15 protein-coding genes are annotated in these 16,914 nt (G+C 69.3%); 8 read left to right on the plus strand and 7 right to left on the minus strand.

Annotated features, from left to right (window positions below; all coding sequences use genetic code 11):
• Positions 1 to 2: 2 nt before the first annotated feature.
• Entirely contained in the window at positions 3 to 1,334 is a 1,332-nt protein-coding gene (locus ACIBEI_RS11020; RefSeq protein WP_398887290.1) for an aminotransferase class I/II-fold pyridoxal phosphate-dependent enzyme, read from the minus strand.
• 90 nt (positions 1,335 to 1,424) lie between these two features.
• On the opposite strand from ACIBEI_RS11020, the gene ACIBEI_RS11025 reads away from it, so the two are divergent.
• Positions 1,425 to 2,102 carry a pyridoxamine 5'-phosphate oxidase family protein gene (locus ACIBEI_RS11025; RefSeq protein ID WP_398887292.1) on the plus strand — a complete coding sequence of 226 codons (678 nt, stop codon included), beginning with the start codon at positions 1,425 to 1,427 and terminating at the stop codon, positions 2,100 to 2,102.
• Positions 2,102 to 2,743 (plus strand): FMN-binding negative transcriptional regulator, encoded by a 642-nt coding sequence (locus ACIBEI_RS11030; RefSeq protein ID WP_398887294.1) that lies wholly within the window; start codon positions 2,102 to 2,104, stop codon positions 2,741 to 2,743. The genes ACIBEI_RS11025 and ACIBEI_RS11030 overlap by 1 nt, the downstream gene beginning before the upstream one ends.
• Positions 2,744 to 2,930: 187 nt before the next feature.
• Here the strand turns inward: ACIBEI_RS11030 and ACIBEI_RS11035 are convergent, their stop codons facing one another.
• The 3 genes from ACIBEI_RS11035 to ACIBEI_RS11045 all read right to left on the minus strand — a co-directional run bounded on the left by ACIBEI_RS11035 (position 2,931) and on the right by ACIBEI_RS11045 (position 5,826).
• Positions 2,931 to 3,893, minus strand: a complete 963-nt coding sequence (locus tag ACIBEI_RS11035) for a DMT family transporter (RefSeq protein ID WP_398887296.1) — start codon at positions 3,891 to 3,893, stop codon at positions 2,931 to 2,933.
• 289 nt (positions 3,894 to 4,182) lie between these two features.
• On the minus strand, positions 4,183 to 5,193 hold the full coding sequence (locus tag ACIBEI_RS11040; RefSeq protein ID WP_398887298.1) for an EamA family transporter: 1,011 nt from the start codon (positions 5,191 to 5,193) through the stop codon (positions 4,183 to 4,185).
• A 99-nt stretch (positions 5,194 to 5,292) separates the two neighbouring features.
• Positions 5,293 to 5,826 carry a Clp protease N-terminal domain-containing protein gene (locus ACIBEI_RS11045; RefSeq protein WP_398887300.1) on the minus strand — a complete coding sequence of 178 codons (534 nt, stop codon included), beginning with the start codon at positions 5,824 to 5,826 and terminating at the stop codon, positions 5,293 to 5,295.
• A 196-nt stretch (positions 5,827 to 6,022) separates the two neighbouring features.
• Here ACIBEI_RS11045 and ACIBEI_RS11050 point away from each other — a divergent pair, with 196 nt between their 5' ends.
• The gene (locus tag ACIBEI_RS11050; RefSeq protein WP_398887414.1) at positions 6,023 to 6,211 is read left to right on the plus strand and encodes a hypothetical protein; all 189 of its coding nucleotides are present in this window, start codon (positions 6,023 to 6,025) and stop codon (positions 6,209 to 6,211) included.
• Between the two features lie 162 nt (positions 6,212 to 6,373).
• Entirely contained in the window at positions 6,374 to 6,802 is a 429-nt protein-coding gene (locus ACIBEI_RS11055) for an SRPBCC family protein (RefSeq protein WP_189845288.1), read from the plus strand.
• A 126-nt stretch (positions 6,803 to 6,928) separates the two neighbouring features.
• Here ACIBEI_RS11055 and ACIBEI_RS11060 read toward each other — a convergent pair whose 3' ends face one another.
• The gene (locus ACIBEI_RS11060; RefSeq protein WP_398887303.1) at positions 6,929 to 7,567 is read right to left on the minus strand and encodes a PadR family transcriptional regulator; all 639 of its coding nucleotides are present in this window, start codon (positions 7,565 to 7,567) and stop codon (positions 6,929 to 6,931) included.
• A 294-nt stretch (positions 7,568 to 7,861) separates the two neighbouring features.
• Here ACIBEI_RS11060 and ACIBEI_RS11065 point away from each other — a divergent pair, with 294 nt between their 5' ends.
• Complete coding sequence (locus ACIBEI_RS11065) at positions 7,862 to 8,722, plus strand: TnsA-like heteromeric transposase endonuclease subunit (protein ID WP_398887305.1); 861 nt, start codon at positions 7,862 to 7,864, stop codon at positions 8,720 to 8,722.
• Positions 8,723 to 8,999: 277 nt separating this feature from the next.
• Here ACIBEI_RS11065 and ACIBEI_RS11070 read toward each other — a convergent pair whose 3' ends face one another.
• Positions 9,000 to 9,233, minus strand: a complete 234-nt coding sequence (locus tag ACIBEI_RS11070; RefSeq protein WP_398887307.1) for a hypothetical protein — start codon at positions 9,231 to 9,233, stop codon at positions 9,000 to 9,002.
• Between the two features lie 221 nt (positions 9,234 to 9,454).
• Between ACIBEI_RS11070 and ACIBEI_RS11075 the strand changes: the two genes are divergently transcribed.
• The 3 genes from ACIBEI_RS11075 (at position 9,455) to ACIBEI_RS11085 (ending at position 12,822) form a co-directional block, all read left to right on the plus strand.
• On the plus strand, positions 9,455 to 10,393 hold the full coding sequence (locus ACIBEI_RS11075) for a Mu transposase C-terminal domain-containing protein (protein ID WP_398887309.1): 939 nt from the start codon (positions 9,455 to 9,457) through the stop codon (positions 10,391 to 10,393).
• A complete protein-coding gene (locus ACIBEI_RS11080) occupies positions 10,390 to 11,433 on the plus strand; it encodes a TniB family NTP-binding protein (RefSeq protein WP_398887311.1) in 1,044 nt (347 codons plus the stop codon). The genes ACIBEI_RS11075 and ACIBEI_RS11080 overlap by 4 nt, the downstream gene beginning before the upstream one ends.
• Positions 11,434 to 12,045: 612 nt before the next feature.
• Positions 12,046 to 12,822, plus strand: a complete 777-nt coding sequence (locus tag ACIBEI_RS11085; protein WP_398887313.1) for a hypothetical protein — start codon at positions 12,046 to 12,048, stop codon at positions 12,820 to 12,822.
• A gap of 165 nt (positions 12,823 to 12,987) precedes the next feature.
• On the opposite strand, the gene ACIBEI_RS11090 is transcribed toward ACIBEI_RS11085, so the two are convergent.
• Positions 12,988 to 16,902: a P-loop NTPase fold protein gene (locus ACIBEI_RS11090; protein ID WP_398887315.1), complete on the minus strand. Its 3,915-nt coding sequence runs from the start codon at positions 16,900 to 16,902 to the stop codon at positions 12,988 to 12,990.
• Positions 16,903 to 16,914 lie beyond the last annotated feature (12 nt).

Below are 16,914 nucleotides of genomic sequence, written 5' to 3' on the forward strand. Positions count from 1 at the left end.
ACTCAGACGTACCGGCGCTCAGGTGCCGGCCCGACCGCGGCGGCGACCGCGTCCGCCAACGCCCCGGCCTCGTCCGGTGCGAGGGTCGACACAGTGATCCGCAGCCCAGGTGGCGCGTTCATCCGGAAGCGGGCCCCCGGGGCGACGGCCCAGCCCGCGTGCAGCAGCCGCGCGACGGCCCCGGTCTCGTCCGGCACGGGCACCCACACGTTCATCCCGCTGCGCCCGTACGCCTCGACGCCCCGCTCCGCGAGCGCGCCGATCAACGCGTCCCGGCGCCGCCCGTAGGCCGCGGCCACGGTCCGCGCGTCCACCGCGCCGTCGGCCCACAGCCCGGCAACAGCCCGTTGCAGCAGCCGGCTCACCCACCCCGGCCCCAACCGCTGCCGCCCCTGCACACGATCCATGGTGACGGAGTCGCCGGTGAGCACGGCAAGGCGCAGATCGGGCCCGTACGCCTTGGCGACCGAGCGCATGAACGCCCAGTGCCGGGTCACGCCGGCCAGCGGACGCAGGGGCAGGTCGACGATGCGATGCCCGTGGTCGTCCTCGACGAGCAGGGTCTCCGGGTACTCGGCCAGCACGGAACGCAGGGCACGCGCGCGCGTGGCGCTCACCGCGGCGCCGGTCGGGTTCTGCGCGCGGTCGGTGACGATCAGGGCCCGCGCCCCGCCCGCCAGCGCGGCTCGTACGTCGTCGGGCAGCGGCCCCTCCTCGTCGACGCCGACCGGAACCGCCCGCAGCCCGAGCGCCGGGATCAGATCGAGCACACTGCGCCAGCCGGGATCCTCGTGGGCGACGGCGTCACCGGGCCTGAGGTGCACGGCCAGCACCCGCTCGATGGCGTCGAGCGACCCCGAGGTGACCACGACCGGCCCGTCCGGTACGCCGTCCGCGTCCAGGTCCGCACGTGCGAGGCGTGCCAACTCCGGCTCCACGGCGGCCGCTCCGTAGAGCACCGGTTCCCGGTCCGCGTGGGCCGCGGCCGCCGCGAACACCCCGGCGAGCGCGGGCAGCAGGGCCGGATCCGGATTGCCGTCGGACAGGTTCCGCACCCCCGGCGGCACATCCAGGCGGGAGAGCTCCCGGGCGGTCGTCACCGGCTTGGGCCGTACGCGACTGCCGCGCCGGCCGGCCGTCTCGATCACCCCGCGCTCACGCAGGGTGCGATAGGCGGCCGCGACGGTATTGGGATTCACCCCGAGCCGACCCGCCAACTCCCGCATCGGCGGCAGCAGTTGACCGGGCTCCAGCTCCCCCGAACCCACCGCACGCTCGACGCTGGCCGCAATCTCAGCTGCGCGCCTACCCTCGATCCGATACTCTTCTAGCACAAAGCAGAGTATGCACTAGTGCAATAAGCCGCGCAAGGCGAGCACGGCGTACGAGCGAGAACACACGACGACGCAGACCTGGAGAGCACCATGACGGAGACGGCCGCCCCGCACCCCGCCACCTACACCCCGACCGACCGCACCGTCCCCACCCGCTCGAAGGAGCGCGCCGCGTACGACCACGAGATGGTGCACTCGATCCTCGACGAGGGGTACGTCTGCCATCTGGGCTTCGTCCGCGACGGGGCGCCGGTCGTGCTGCCCACGCTGTACGGGCGGGTCGGCGAGCACCTCTATCTGCACGGCTCGACGGGTTCGCGCCCACTGCGGATGGCGGGGCAGGCCGATCCGGGCCTGCCGGTGTGCGTCACCGTCACCCATGTCGACGGGCTGGTGCTGGCCCGCTCGGCCTTCCACCACTCGATCAACTACCGCTCCGTCGTGGTGCACGGCGTCGCCCACCAGGTGACGGACCCCGACGAGAAGCGGGAGGCCCTGGACGCGCTGGTGGACCACGTGGTGCCCGGCCGCTCGTACGACTCCCGGCCCGCCAACGCCAAGGAGCTGGCCGCCACCGCCGTGCTCCGCCTGGACCTCGCCGAGGTCTCGGCCAAGCTGCGCACCGGCGGCCCGAACGACGAGCCCGAGGACCTCGGCCTGCCGCACTGGACCGGAGTCCTCCCCCTCCGCAAGGGCTACAACGCCCCGGTCCCCGCCACCGACCTCGCCCCCGGGATCGAGGTCCCGGACTACCTGGCGATCCTCTGATGCTCATACATCCCTGGGACGCGCCCCACGACGACTCCGAATGGCAACAGTGGCTGGCCGTCCACGACTTCGGCCAGCTCTCCGTGAACGGCCTGCCCGGCGAGCCGCCCCACGTCCAGCCGATGCACTTCGTCCACGAGGCCGAGCCCGGACCGTACGGACTGGTCCTCGCGCACCTGGCCCGCCCGAACCCGGTGTGGCCGGCGCTCGATGCGAACCCGGTCGTGACCCTGAGCGTGGTCGACGACTATGTGTACGTGCCCGGCCCCTGGCAGGCTCCGCCGGACTCCCCGCCCGAGCACGGCACGCCGACGAGCTTCTACGCGGCGGTCCAACTCCGGTGCACCGCCCATGTGGTGGACGACCCGGACGAGAAGGCCGAGCTGCTCAACCGCCAGCTCGGCCACTTCCAGCCCGAGGGCGGCTCCGCCCGTGCGACGGTCGGCGAGGCCCCCTACGGCCGTCTCCTCCCCGGGATCCGCGGCCTGCGGCTCGAAGTGACGAACGTACGGGCGAAGTTCAAGTACGCGAATCACCGGCCGGAGGAAATCCAGAACCGTGTTGTGACCGAACTGACCACAAGAGGCGGTCCGCGTGACACGGCGGCGCGGGAACACCTGCTGCGGCGACGCGGCAGCTGACACCGAGGTGGTACGGGCCGCCTCCCAGGTGACCGGCCGTGTGGACCCTACGGGGTGGGGCCCACACGGCCGTTACCGACAGCCGCCCGTTACCGACAGCCGCCCGGTACCGACAGCCGTCCGTTACCGACGTTCTCCGATGCCGAGGTTCTCAGGCACCGACAGTCCGGTGCCGGAGGACAGCTCCTCAGAGCAGTGCCGGCTCCTCCTCGGGAGCCCGCCTCGCGGTCCCCGTGCCCCGTGCCTCCGCGAGCGCGAGCCCCGTAACAGAGCCGAGCATCAGCAGCGTGCCCGCGACCGTGGCCGCGGTCAGCCGTTCGCCGAGCAGTGCGACGGCCAGGACCGCCGCGCTCACCGGTTCGAGCAGCATGATCACGGAGACGGTGGCCGAGCGGACGACGGCCGCGCCCGCGAAGTACAGGGCGTAGGCGAGGGCCGTCGGGACCGCGGCGATGAACGCCAACAGCGCGACGACGCGGCCGGGTTCGGCGGTGTGCGGCACCAGCCCCTCGGCGATCCCGAACGGCAGCAGACACAGGGCCGTGACGGCGAACGCCCCCACGGTGTTGGACGACACGTCGGTACCGCCGTCGCGCCCCCACCAGCGGGTCAGCAGCGTCATCACCGAGTACCCGACGGCGGACACGACCGCGAGCGCGACGCCGGCCGGCCGGACCGACGCGTCACCGCCGCCCAGCACGAGCACCGCGAGCCCGGCGAGCGCCCCGGCGACGGCGGCGTATCCGGCGCGCCCGAGCCGTTCCCCCATGGTCAGCCGCGCTCCCAGCGCGATGAGTACGGGACCGGCGCCGAGGGTGACGACGGTGGCCACGGCTAGTCCGGTGGCCTCGACGGCGGCGAAGTACGCGGTCTGGAAGACCGCGAGCCCCACCCCCGTGGCTCCGGTCCGCAGCAGCCTCGTACGAAGGAGGGGGCGTGCGGCGGGGCGTGGCCGGCGCCGCAGCGACCGGACGGCGAGCAGCAGGGCCAAGCCGCCCGCGCAGCGCCAGAAGGACAGGGCGACGGGGCCCATGTCACTGGCGCGGTAGACGAGTGAGGCGACCGCGCCCGCGGTGCCCCAGGCGGCGCCGGCGACGGTCAGATAGAGGAGGCCTCGCCCGATGGGCAGGCCGGAGACAGCATGCGACACGTGTTCTCTCCGCAGATCCGCAGAAGTTCGGGAAAGGACCACGTCACGCGCCGTACGAGCGGCACACCGGCCGGATGGGGCGTACAAGCCTCGTCAGGCGGGTGAGTCGCCGCCGCGACCCGGTCTGTCTCGACCAGGTCGGTCGTCTCGGCGCGGAGGGTCCTCGGACTTCATCCGCGGGCAGCACCGTTCCGCCCGGCCGGTGGGTGGCCGGGCGGTGATTCCGGAGGGCCCGCCTCAGGCGGCCGGAGGCGGAAGAACGAGTGCGCGAGAATGCATGATCGGGAGCCTAGACGGCCGTGCCTCGCGCCGACAACTCCCTTTCGGCGTCGCCCGTGCCGCCCGCCACCGGTGTCTGCGAGGCCTTGGCCGGCGTCGACGACTGGGCGATGAAGGCGCCACACAGGACGACCGCGCCGCCGATGATCTGCGGCGCCGACAGGTGCTCGCCGAGCAGGACCCAGGCGAGCACGGTCGCGATGACCGCCTCCAGACAGGCCACGACGCCGGCCACCTGCGGCGAGAGCCTGCGCACCGACTGGACGCCGGTCACGTAGGCGACGACGGTCGCGATCAGCACGATCCAGCCCAGCAGCAGGGACGCCGCGACCGCCGTGCCGTCCATCTCCGCGGTGCCCCCGAGCACCGACCAGTCCATGCCCCACGGCCGCGCCACGACCGTCAGGACGAGCGCGCCGACCAGCAGTCCGTACGCGATGACGCCGAGCGGATCCGGGGCCTCCTCGCCCGCGTCGCTGCCCTGGTCGGACAGGACGAAGTAGCCGACCTGGCAGCAGGCGGCGCCGAGCGCGAGCAGCAGCCCGAGGACGTCGAAGCTCAGCCCCGACCACACCTCGACGACACAGGCGAGACCGCCGACGGCGAGGACGACACCGAGGGCTGCGGCACGGGTCACCGGCCGCCGCTGCACGAACCGCACCCAGCCGAGGACCAGCGCGGGCGCGAGGTACTCGACGAGCAGGGCGACCCCGACGGGTATGCGCGAGATCGAGGCGAAGTAGAAGGCCTGGACACCGGCCACCGCGAGCAGCCCGAACCCGGCGAGCAGCGCGGGCCGCCTGCGCACGAGCCCGCGGTGGCGCACGGCCAGCGGCAGCATCACCAGCGCGGCACCCGCGACGCGCAGCCACACCACGTGCAGCGGGTCGAGCCCCGCCTCGATCAACGGCTTGGCCGCGACACCGGATCCCCCGAAGGCGACCGCCGACGCGAGCGCGAGGCCGAGCCCGAAGCCCCTCCCGCGATTGCCCTGACTGCTCTCAGACGTATGCACCGGCACATGATGACAGGCGACGACATGAGCGTCACCCCCAATGACACCTGTCTCACCGAGTGGACCGGCGACACCCCCGCACGCCCCGGGCCGGCCAGCTCCCGGTCAGGCCTCGACGCCCCGGCCGGCCGCGCCGTCGATCCGCGCGAGCAGCGCCGGTACGTCGACCCCCGCGCGCCCCAGCACCTCCACCGCCCGCGACTCGGGTTCGGCGACGATCGCCGCGAGCAGGTCGACCGCGCCCGCGCGTTCGTCGCCCCGCCGCAGAGCCCGCTCACAGGCGACCTCCAGGGCGCCCGCCGCCACCGGCGACCACCCGTCCTCGGTCACCACGGGTATGGCGCCGGAGTCCTCGACGGAGCTCTGCCAGCGGAGCCCGTAGCCGATGCTGCGCTGGACGAGATAGCCGAGCAGCCGGGCGACCTGAGGGCCGCTCTCGAAGACTTCTCGCACCTCGGGGTCGGACTCCAGGAGCGTGTGCAGCAGATGGGCCGTGTCGATCTGCCGGTCCCCGTCCCGCAGCGCTCGCCTGCGCGCGCCGATGACCACCGCTGCCAGCTCCGCGCTGAGCCGGGCCTCGATGTCCACGCGGACCGGGTCGTGCCCGGCGGCCTGCTGGTGGGAAGTACGGGATTGCACATCCCTTACCCCATCAGCCTCTTCGGACCGAGTCATCCTCGCGGGGAAGCATTCTCGCGTCCGACACAGGGTGGGCATCACTGTCCGGCTCCTCCTCCTTACGGATGACATCACGCCGTTTCCCCCGACCGGCGCGCGCCGCCTTGCCCTGCGCCCCTCGCGCAACCGCACCGCACCGGCGCTCGTCCAACGCAGCATGGACAGCAGGTGCTGGCTGGTGGTCCTGCCGGCCATCGACGGCAGGCAGTACGTGTACCGGGTCTACGCCCCCGACGACGCGTTGCTCGCCGACCTGTTCTGGGACGCCTGGCACTGCCACGACGAAGGGCCGTACCCGCGCGCCTGGGACCTGTTCGACGCGGCGGTGATACGACGGGTCGGCTGAGCGCCCGCCCGGAGCCCCTTCCCGCCGCCTCCCGTCCGCCGCCCCTCGCCTCCACACTTCCTGACGGTTCATCAGTATTGAATGTTGAGGGTCCTGCGGCTACGTTCCGCGACACCGTAGCCAGCTGCGCCCGGCGCAGCACCCGAGACGAGGGGTGGTCGCATGGCCGAAGTCAGCGCGGAAGCACGGATAGAGGCGCCCGCCGAGAAGGTCTGGGCACAGCTCACGGACTTCTCCTCGTACGGCGAGTGGAACTCCACCCACACCAACTTCCCGAAGGGCGGTCCCGAGACGCTCGAAGTCGGCGGCACGTTCGAGGAGAACATGAAGATGATGGGTTTCCCCGCCGAGGTCAACTGGACCATCGAGGAGGTGGAGGCCGCCCGCACGCTCGCGATCCGCGGCAAGGGCCCGATGGCCGTGGTCGTCGCCACGCGCTACACGCTGACCCCCGACGGAGAGGGCACGACCGTCCGTATCGACGGTGAGTTCACGGGCGCCGCCGTCTCACTGATGGCGGGCAAGCTGAAGGACTCGGCGACGGCGGCCCTGAACGAGTCCCTGCGCAAGCTGGGCGGACTGGTGGCCTAGAGCCGCCCTGGAGCCGGCCCGGAACGGGCCGTCACGCTTTCGGCGTCACGCACTCAACGTCAGCACTCGACGTCACACGCTAAAGGGGGGTACCTCGAAGTCGAAGTACCCCCCATTGGCGGACCATCAGTCCTCGTCGGCGAGGATCAGGTACAGCTTCTTGCGCGCGTCGTTGATGACGGTCAGCGCCTTCTCGCGCTGCTCCTTGCTGCCGGTCTTCCAGACCTGCCCGAACGCCTCCATCAGACCGAAGCCGGCCTGCCGGATGTCGCTCAGCGCCTCCCAGTCGACCCCGCGCCCGGCGTCCTCCCAGGGCGCGTCCGGGCCGTCGTCGGCCGCGACACGGCCGGCGTCGGTGAGCGAGAACAGCTTCTTGCCACCCTCGGTCGCACTGGCGATCAGCCCCTCGTCCTCCAGAAGCTGAAGGGTGGGGTACACCGAACCGGGGCTGGGCTTCCACGCCCCGCCACTGCGCTCGGCGATCTCCTGGATCATCTCGTAGCCGTGCATCGGCCGGTCCTTGAGCAGGGCCAGGATCGACGCACGTACGTCACCGCGCCGCGCCCTGCCGCGCGGTCCGCCCCGACCTCCGCGCCCACCCCAGGGGCCGGGGCCGGGACCGCCGAAACCGGGCCCGAAGGGACCGAAGGCGGAACGCCGACCCTCGAAGCCACCCCTACCGGGGTGCCCGGGCCCGCCGCGTCCGCGGCCACGCCCTTCACCGGGGCCGAACCCCGGTCCGTATTCCTCTCCATGGGAACGCATCGCAATCACTCCATTCGATCGTTGATCTGTCGCGATGCATCAACGATATATCGGAACTGTTGGGCTGGCAAGGCCCGCCATCGAAGGACTGCTGACCTGTCTCACTCAATCGAGTCGTTTTCTCAGCGAAGCGAGTCGTTCGGGCTTCTGTCTCAGCGAACCTAGGCACGCGGTTGGGTGCGCTGGGGGTGCTGGATGGCTGTACCGGCTGGGGTGGATCAGGCGGGGCCGTGTTTCGAGTTGTCGTAGGTCGACGCGGTACACGGGCCTTGCCGGCATCCGCTGAGGGACTGTGTGACGGGCCAGTTCGAGGATGTCGATCCGGTACGGACGTTCCGTTGGTCGCGCGGTGAGCGTCACTTCCCGGGCTGGTACTGGGCGGCGACGACCGGGCGGCACGTCGGCTTCGAGTCGTGGCTGGAGCGGGACCGACTGCTGCTGATGGACGTCGATCCGAGCGTGGTGGGGATCGGCTCGCAGCCGTTCTGGCTGCACTGGCACGACGGCGAGCGGGAGCGTCGGCACGCCCCGGACTACTTCTTGCGCCGCGCGGACGGCTCGGCGGTGGTCGTCGATATTCGTGCGGACGATCGGATCGAGCCGAAGGACGCCGAGGCGTTCGAGGTGACGCGTCTGCTCTGCGCCCAGGCCGGGTGGAGCTTCGAGCGGCTGGGGATACCGGATGCGGTGCTGCTCGCGAATGTCCGGTGGCTGTCGCGCTACCGGCACCCACGGTGTCTGCACGACTCGGCCGCGGCCCGGCTCCGGGAGGTCTTCGCCATCCCGGGGCCGCTGATGGTGGGGGCGGATATGGCAGGGGACCGGCTGAGGACGCTGCCGGTGCTGTTCCACCTCCTCTGGCTTCAGGTGCTGACCGCCGAGGACATGACGGTCGAGTTGCTGGGACCTCGCACGATCGTGCACTTGGCCAGCGGAGTTGACCGGGGATCGGCAAGAGGCGGGTGCCGCCGACCTCCCGGATCGCGGAGTTCCCTGCGGCTGCCGCCGAGCAGGCCCGGTGGTGGGAGAGGCACATCCTGGAGGTCCTGCACGGTCTGCCGCCCGATGCTCCAGAAGAGACCAAGCCGCGGCCGGAGTTCGACCCGAAGCGGCACTCGCTGGCCCAGCGCGAGCGAGCCAAGGCTGCCGAACTGACGGCGGCCGGGCATCAGGTGTCGGCCAGCGGCATCAAGCAACGGCGCCAGCGTTACCAGCGGGATGGGCTCGTGGGACTGGCGGACGGCCGGTCGGCCAAGCAGATGCACGCCTTCGGCCAGGTCGACCCGATTGTGGTGGAGGCGATGCGACAGGCGATCGCCGAGACCGCCGACGCGTCGTCGAGGACCATCGGCTTCACTCTCTGGCGGACCCAACAGATTCTGTCCGGCAGGGAGGAGACCGCCGAGATTGAGCTGCCGTCTCGGGCCACGCTCTACCGACTGTTCGATAAACTCGCCGTCGGTACCCACGCCACCGCGTCGGCCCGCACCCGCCGCTCGGTCGGGGCACGTCCGTCCGGGCCGTTCGGCGAAGTACCGGCCAGTGCGCCCGGTGAGCTGATGCAGATCGATTCCACGCCGATGGACGTGCTGGTGCGGCTGGATGACGGCGTCGCCGAGAAGGTCGAGCTGACGGCCATGGTCGACATTGCCACCAGGTCGATCACCGCGGCGGTGCTGCGGCCCTCCACGAAGGCCGCGGACGCCTCCGCCTTGCTGGCTCGCAGCGTTACCCCGGAGGCAATGCGTCCGGGTTGGGCGGAAGCCCTGCGGATGTCCCGGTCAGCGTTGCCGCACCGGCGACTGCTGAGCATCGACGAGCGCCTGGAGCCATGCGGCCGCCCGCCCGGTGATCGTGCCGGAGACGATCGTCTGCGACCACGGGAGCGTGTTCATTTCGCACGCGTTCAGGTCGTCCTGCCGTTACCTGGGCATCAACCTGCAGCCGGCACACAAGGCGACGCCGACCGACAAGGGCACGATCGAGAAGACTCTGGGCTCCGTGGCCACAATGTTCGCTCAGTTCGTCGCGGGATACACCGGCTCGACGACAGACCGCCGAGGCCGCGGCCTGGAAAACGGGCCGCTGTGGTCACTGCCCGAACTTCAGAACCTTCTCGACGAGTGGATCATTGCCGTCTGGCAAACGAGACCCCACGACTCGCTGCGCGACCCGGACGCACCGGGGCGGGCCTTCTCGCCGAACGAGAAGTACGCGACGCTGCTTGAATCCTGCGGCTATGTGCCAGTGCCGCTCGGCGGGGAGGACTACGTCGAGTTGCTGCCCGCGCGCTGGCAGGCGATCAACGCCTACGGGATCCGCATCAAGCACCGCACCTACGACAGCCCGGAGTTGAACCCGTTGCGCCGCCAGAGCTCGGGGGTAACCGGCAAGAAGGTTCTTTGGGCGGTCCACTACGACCCCTACGACGTGTCCCGCATCTGGGTACGCGATACCCGCGCTGATCGGTGGATCACCGTGTTCTGGAAGCACCTGCACCGCGTCAGCGTCCCTTTTGGTGAGCTGGCCTGGGATCACGCTCGCGCCCAGGTCCCCGGCGGCACCGAGGAACAGATCGCGGACGCGGCCGCAGCCTTGCTGCGGCGGGCTCACGACGGTCCCGCTGGCGAGAATGCGCCTCCGGCCAAGCGTTCACGCCGCGACCGTCGCGTCGCCGCTCGTACTCGTGCCACCTCGACCGACCGCCCGGTCCCCGATCCGCCCCTCAACGACGCCGAAAACAACGACGAGCGGGACACCGAACTCGCCGATGTCATCCCGCTGGGTCTGTTCGACCCGCTCGCCAACCCCTGGAGGCGACCATGACCCTTTCCTGCCCAGCAGCCGGACCCACAGCAGTGCAGGAGTCCGACGCCGAGACGAACCGACAACTGACTACTCTGGCCGGGTGGCGGAAATTCGTCGACGGGCCACCCACGCCCCCGGGCCGGCTGTCCCCAGGACAGTTGAAGCAACTGCCACCGACCGAGCAAGACCTTCACGACGAGGACCGCCTCGACCACCACGCCCGGATGCTCACGGTCTCCACGTCGTTCGTGGAGAAGACACGCATCTGCGGCCGTCGCCTGGTCCTGCTGAACCGGCACGCGCTCAGCGCCCGCCGCGGGCTGATGGTCTCGGGCCTTCCCAGCACCGGCAAGACCAGCGCCATCGCCCAACTCGGCCGCGCTCACGAACTTCTCGACCGGGCCCGTCACCCGACGATCTCCGACCGGATTCCGGTTCTCTACATCACGGTTCCGCCTGCTGCGACCGCGCGCATGGTCGCGGCGGAGTTCGCCCGGTTTCTGGGGCTGCCGGTCCGTCCCCGGTCGAACATGACCGACATCATCGAGGCCGTGGTGGGTGTCTGCACCGACACCCGCACGGGTCTCGTGATCGTCGACGAGATCCACAACATCTCGCAGAGGACTCAGGTCGGCGCCGAGGTCTCCGACACCTTGAAGTACTTCTCCGAGCGCATCCCCGCCACGTTCGTCTACGCCGGGATCGACCTGGAAAACAGTGAACTGCTGGTCGGCAACGCTCAGATCGCGGGCCGCTTCACTCTCGTCCCTACCGGCCCGTTCCCCTACGGCGACGAATGGAAAGGGCTGATCGCGACCATGGAAGAGACCCTTATCCTGCACGACCATCCACCGCGCAGCCTGGTCAAACTGGACCGCTACCTGTACAACCGCACCGACGGGATGATCGCAGCCCTGTCCCACGCCATCCGGGGCGCCGCGACCGATGCGATCCTCAACGGCACCGAGCGCGTCACCAAGGAAGGCCTCGACGCCATCCCCCTGGATCACGCCGCTGAATCTGTCCGACCTGCCCGGAAGCCCGCCAGACAGCGATGATGGATACCTATCCTCCCCGCCTGCCGATCTACGTCCGCCCGGCCGTCGGCGACACCGTCGACTCCTAGATCCGTCACCTCGCGCGAGCCAACCACCTCCCGCCCGCCGATCTACGCTCCCACCTCTGCGCAGCAGGCTCCACTGGCCCTCCCCTTATGGAGAGACTGGCCGCGGCCACGGGACGCCACCTTGCTGACCTACAACGAGCGCTGACCGACACGCAGTGCGGCATCTGCCACCAGCCCCTGCGCTCCCGGACGGTCAAGGGCCGCCCCGCACGGTGGTGTTCCGACCACTGCCGTGTGATCGCCCGCAGGAAGCGCCTCCCGCTCTCGCGCCAGGGTGCCCTGCGGCACGACCTCTGCACCGCGCCCTGCGCCCATTGCGGCACCGTCGTCGAACGCAACCGGCCATTTCGCTGGTGCTCCGAACCTTGCAGGCAAGCCTCCTACGAGGTCCGGTGGGCCAGGAGGCAGTGCGGGCAGTGCGGTCAAGATCTGTACCAGCAGGCAAAATCCCCGCACAGGAGCGGACAACAGCCCATGTGGTGCTCACGCATCTGCCGCGTCGCGGCCAACCGCGAACGTCTCAGAGCCCTCCCAGACCCGCGTCATGCCCGAATTCCTCGACGCCGACGCTCCCGACAGGCCCGGCGGCATCGGCCGTCCATGGACGGCCTTGCGCACCGCCATCCAACGTCCAGCATGCCGCCGGTGCGCCCACTCCGCAGGCATCGCTCTGCCCGTGACCTGTTGGACGACGCACGACCGCAACGTCTGTCTCCGCCACCGCCTCTGGATCGGCGACGGCATCACCAACGCCGCCGAGCAAGTCGACGTCAGCAGGCTCCCCGACGCTCTACAAGCACAAAGACACCACCGGAACCTCATAGCCCGCCATGGCCGCCGCTGGGTTCGCAGCGCCTATCCGGACGCGCGCAAGATGTACTTCACCTGGCTGCAGAGGCGCGCTGACCCGTTCGACGTACTCGACACGGCAAGCAGGCTCCTCGCCAACGGCGCCGGGAAACCCCCCTCCCAGGACTTGACGCTCACGGTGGTCTTCCACCCTCAGGTCGTGGCACTCGCCGGGCTTCTCGCAGGAGGGGAATGGGAACGGCGCGCCGTCGCCACTGGCCATGTCACCTGGCTCGTCGAGCAGATCACCATCCGCGGCATCCTCCTCGGCTACATCCCCAAAGAACGCAACGACCCCCTAATTCAATGGGTCGAGCACTACTTCTCCCTGCACAAGTTCGCTGCCATCCACCGCAGTCGGAAGATTTACGACGCCTTCTTCCCTCGCGAAACCATCCCCCCAGCACGTCAGGCCGACGAGGCCGACGCCGAAACACGGTGGAGCCCCATCCCTCCCTACTATCGCTGTTGACCTCCTAGCCGGTCTGGGGCCGTCCCGCTTCCCTGCGGGCGACACGCATTCGCTCGTGGATCGGGATCATCTGCGGTGTGTCGCCTCACTAACCGAACGTGGCCAGCAAGGCGACGGACTCCGATCGTGGGGTACAGCCCCTTCCGAGGCTGGACAGTTGACGAATCAGATACCACTGGCTTCCTTGAACGCTGCGTTCCGCGCACGTTGTGCAGGGGTACTGCCGGAACCGTTCATGGCCCTGCGGAGCCTCTGTGCCGTTTTGGGCAGGGGGCGCAGAGCGTGGCCGAGCGCCGTGGCGAGCTGGGGCTCGGCCACGAGCAGTACGGGAGTGAGACTCGTGACGATGTCATCGGGCACCGATTCCTGGTGACGCTCGATAAGCGCGCCGATGAACGCAGCCGCTCGGGTGGCACTGCTTTGATCCTCGGTCATGAACGGCAGAACGTGTTTCCAGAGAGCAGCCGGGTCGCTGGATGCCGCGATCGCGGCGGTGGCAAGCGAAGGTGTCCAATCCGGCTGCTCCAGACGGTTGTTCAGGTATCGTATGACCGCCTTGTCGAACTCCGGAGCCTCCTGGATCAGGGCGAGTACGTCGTTGATGTGTTCGCTGGCCTTAACGAGCGCGGCACTGAGAAGGTCTGCGTCTGCCTGGTCAGCGCGGTTAGCCAGCGCTGGGCAACGAGTACGGGCGTGGGCCAGCAGACTGCCTTGCTGGTCTGCGGTGGAGTGATCCCACAGGGCGCCCGCGTGCTGCCAGGGTGCGGAGTCGTCGGTCTCCAGCAGATGCTGGACCAGGTTGTCGCGCAGCGCAGGGATGTTTCGCAGTTCGGGGCGCTCGGCTGCTGCCACGCAGAGACTGCGGGTGGGCTGCGACAGGGCCGGCCAGTTCGAGGCAAACCAGTTCAGCCAGTTCACGTCCACCACGGGCGCGGTGACGTAGTAGGCGGCGAAGTCCAGCGCGACGGTTGGCGTGCCGGAGTTCATGAAGTGCTGGATCTGTCGGATGACGAAGGCGAGCTGGTCGTCGGGGGTAGTTGGGCTCTGCAGGAGGACGTGAAGGCTGGGCAGTACTTCCTGCGCGTGGACGGGATTGTTAGGAGCGAGAGAACCCGTCAGGCGCTGGATCAAAGTGGTTGTCATGTCGATGCCGGGGCCAGTGGTCAGCAGCATCGGCAAGGCGGAGCGCGCGAACCGGCCGATCGGTGTGGCGGCCTCCGCCTCACCCGTGAGAGCTGTGGTGCAGGTGGTGACGGCGCGATGGGCGACTTCGGCGTCGGAGTTCTCACTGCGGCGGACGTAGTCGATCAGGATGTCACGCAGGCTCGTGCCGACGTCGTCACTGAGATCTCGATGGTTGGCCAGCTCTGCGGCCATCGTGGTGACACAGGAGGCAGCCTGTTCCTCGTGGAGCTGTCCGAGGATGGCACCGGCTGCGACGGTGAGGCCAGGGTGGACGGAGGACGCGACCGCGGTGGCGTCGGCGATGGCCTGTTCGGCGACCGACTCGTCCGGGAGCTGTTGAGCCGCTGGCAGCCACCGAGTCAGCAGCTCCATCATGATGAGCATGCTGTCCGGGTGTTCGTCGTCCTGGAGGATTTGGGCGACGGCCCCAATCATCTGTGTTGCCAGGAGCGTGGTCTCGCCGTCCTCGACGCGCTCTCCCCACTCGGCTGAGGGATTGGGAGCCAGGCAGAGGATTCCGATTACTTCATGGCGCACCGCGGCGCTGGATGACGGGGCTTCCAGCAGGGCCAGCAATACCGTGCGGTCCCAAGTCCGTTTGCCTTCACGGCTGGTGATCAGCGAGCCCACCTGGCGTACAGCGTCGGTATTGTCATGCCGTGTCGCCATGCTCAGCAGGGCGGCGAGCGCCGTGGGCGGCCAGGAGGCACTGTCCGGTCGGTGGCTTTGACTCTCCCAGAAGGACAGCTCGTGACCATCGCCGTCACCGGCGAGAGCGTTGAAGTAGTTGTCCAGCGACGGCGCCAGAACGTTAGCGTCGTCGCCTGGGGGCAATGCGAGGAGGGCCACTGCCCAGATCCGAGCCTCTGCCCGATCCGCGGGGACTGGCAGCAGGGCCTGTCGTACTCGGGGGAGGTGTGCCGGGATGGTCAGGTCGAGAAGCGGGACGAGCAGGTGGGCGGGGACGGGGAGAGTGAGGCGCTCGCGCTGCCGGACGATGCAGTCCGTCAGCGCTTGCACGGCGTGCTTCTCATCCTCGGACGGGTCGGCGGACAGCAGGTCCGAGACGGAGCCGAGGGCTTCGAGGACGGCCGTCACGGCGTTGTCGAGGTCCTGTCCTGGACGGGCGGCATCCAGCGACGCAGTGGCCGCCTCCACGATCCGAGTGCGGTTCTCCCCTTCGGCCAGCCGCGACGCGAGAGCTGCTCCGTTCCGCTGAACAAGGTCGTTTTCGATCTCTGTGGCCATCTGACTGCCGAGCAGGCGGCTGGCCCGGGAGGACCCCAGGGTGATCAGCGGGCCAATCTGGGCCGGGCGCTGCGTGCGGGCCCGGGCGGCGGTGGCGTTGAGGAAGGCCAGACCAGGGTGCTTCTCCTGGTCCAGTCGCCCGGGCGAGCCAGGTGTCCGGTAGTCAGCGACCAGGTGATCGGCATGGGCTTCAGGCGATCCAAGGAGAGCTTCGTCGATAAGGTGAAGCAATCGGTGTTCGGCCTGAATTGCGTCGTACAGGTCGCGGAAGTCGTGCCGCAGCACTGTCAGGCGAGCCAGCTCGATCGGAAACCCGGTGACCTCGCCGGATGCGATACGTGCCGGACGGGTCCCGACAGGCTGTTCACGACGCCGAGCAAGTTGGTAGTCGCTGAAGAAGGAATTGAGCAGCCGGATGACATGGCGGGGATCACTCACACGGCGGTGAATGAGAACCTCCAGCAGCGTACGCGTCTGTGTGGGTCCGCCGAGTTCCGCTACGACGGGGTGGTACGGAGCGGCGCCCATGAGTAGCTCTTCCGCGTACTCCCGCAGGTCCGCGTCGTAGTGCGCAGGCAGCACCAGGCGAATGGTGAACAGCTTGTTCAGGTATTCCTGGGCAGCGTCCTCGGTCGCCTTGCGCACTGCGCCACTGGCCACTCGCTGAGCCTGACCGGACTCTTGATCGGCAGAGGCGTCGGTGGCCGAGTCGGAGTCTTCGGGTGTGCTGGGGCGATGAGCCAGACCAGGACGGACCCCGACGATCGCCTCGCGCACGATGTCCTCGTCACAGGAGAGGACGAACACCGGCTGATGCCGATGCTGGGTCCCTGTCAGCAAAAAACTGCGCACGGTGGCGAGCGCGTCAAGCACATCCGACGCGGCCAGCCGGTCGATGTCGTCCACGGCGATCACCAACCGCCGTTCGATTCGCCGCAGAAGTCTCGCAAAGGCCTGCTCAAGTTCATCGGTCGATTCGGGCCGCGGGCTGCTCACCGTGATCTCGTAGGCCTTCAACGACTGCAGAGCACCCTCCCGGCCCGCCGCAAGGACGGCCGCGATGGCGGCAGCGCTGACCAGGACGCCGGTGAGTGAAGAGGCCCCCTTCGGCGCGAACCATGTCCAGACAGGGACGTGGTGCCCCGCCCCGAGGAGGTGCACCATCGCGACCGCGCCGACGCCCAGCAGCCACAGGAGCACGAGCATCGCGAGCACCCAGCCCAAGCCAGCACCGGCCGCGCGCAGATACCGCCGCCAGGAGGGCTTTCCCGGAGCATCGGCTTGGTGATCCGCCCGCGGGAGCGTGCGCTGTCTGCTTCCTTCGAGGCAGGACCGCTCACCGACATAGGTGTCGTAGTCGATCAACTCCTTTTGATGTGCCGCCTGTAGCAAGGCATACATCAACGCGCGTGCCCGGGCGACGCCACTGTGGTGCTCCGCGCTCACGTGAAGAACCGCCCAGTCGGAGTTGACGGCAAGTTCCGTCGTCAGCAGTCGCACCACAGACGACTTGCCGCTGCCGAACGGCCCGATCAGGCCCACCGCTAGAGAACTGGTCGTTTCCTTGACCGTGCGCGCCAGTTGCTGTGCCACGGAATGGTGATCGAACAGGTCCTGGTCACTTTGACCAATGGCGATGTCCTCCATCGCCCACGGTCG

The sequence above is a fragment of the Streptomyces sp. NPDC050988 genome, assembly GCF_044456225.1.
Classification (GTDB): Bacteria; Actinomycetota; Actinomycetes; order Streptomycetales; family Streptomycetaceae; genus Streptomyces.

What these genes read in the sequence shown, in the direction of transcription:
- ACIBEI_RS11085 (WP_398887313.1), top strand. Translation starts at nt 12,046, where the DNA reads ATGCCCGAATTCCTCGACGCCGACGCTCCCGACAGGCCCGGCGGCATC.
- ACIBEI_RS11060 (WP_398887303.1), bottom strand. Translation starts at nt 7,567, where the DNA reads ATGCGTTCCCATGGAGAGGAATACGGACCGGGGTTCGGCCCCGGTGAA.
- ACIBEI_RS11050 (WP_398887414.1), top strand. Translation starts at nt 6,023, where the DNA reads ATGGACAGCAGGTGCTGGCTGGTGGTCCTGCCGGCCATCGACGGCAGG.
- ACIBEI_RS11080 (WP_398887311.1), top strand. Translation starts at nt 10,390, where the DNA reads ATGACCCTTTCCTGCCCAGCAGCCGGACCCACAGCAGTGCAGGAGTCC.
- ACIBEI_RS11025 (WP_398887292.1), top strand. Translation starts at nt 1,425, where the DNA reads ATGACGGAGACGGCCGCCCCGCACCCCGCCACCTACACCCCGACCGAC.
- ACIBEI_RS11030 (WP_398887294.1), top strand. Translation starts at nt 2,102, where the DNA reads ATGCTCATACATCCCTGGGACGCGCCCCACGACGACTCCGAATGGCAA.
- ACIBEI_RS11055 (WP_189845288.1), top strand. Translation starts at nt 6,374, where the DNA reads ATGGCCGAAGTCAGCGCGGAAGCACGGATAGAGGCGCCCGCCGAGAAG.
- ACIBEI_RS11090 (WP_398887315.1), bottom strand. Translation starts at nt 16,902, where the DNA reads ATGGAGGACATCGCCATTGGTCAAAGTGACCAGGACCTGTTCGATCAC.